The organism is Campylobacter sp. W0066.2 (assembly GCF_024723515.1).
Lineage (GTDB): Bacteria > Campylobacterota > Campylobacteria > Campylobacterales > Campylobacteraceae > Campylobacter_D.
On record NZ_JANQCV010000056.1, the window covers coordinates 1 to 265 of the forward strand.

Sequence of the window (265 nt, forward strand, 5' to 3'; positions counted from 1 at the left end):
ATTGTCTCGTTAGCTCAGCCGGTAGAGCATCTCCCTTTTAAGGAGGGGGCCGTTGGTTCGAATCCAACACGGGACACCACTAAAAATCTTTAATGGTCGCTTAGCTCAGTTGGTAGAGCGCCACCCTTACAAGGTGGATGTCATAAGTTCGAGTCTTATAGTGACCACCATTCTTTTATTGTTTTAGGTGCGGCGGTAGTTCAGCTGGTTAGAATATCGGCCTGTCACGCCGGAGGTCGCGGGTTCGAGCCCCGTCCGCCGCGCC

At 52.8% G+C, this 265-nt stretch carries 3 tRNA genes; all 3 read left to right on the forward strand.

What is annotated here, in order from left to right:
• Window positions 1–3: 3 nt before the first annotated feature.
• Window positions 4–79, forward strand: a tRNA-Lys gene (locus CAMP18498_RS07965).
• 15 nt (window positions 80–94) lie between these two features.
• Window positions 95–170, forward strand: a tRNA-Val gene (locus CAMP18498_RS07970).
• 19 nt (window positions 171–189) lie between these two features.
• Window positions 190–263: transfer RNA gene (locus CAMP18498_RS07975), tRNA-Asp, on the forward strand.
• The last annotated feature ends 2 nt before the right edge of the window (window positions 264–265 follow it).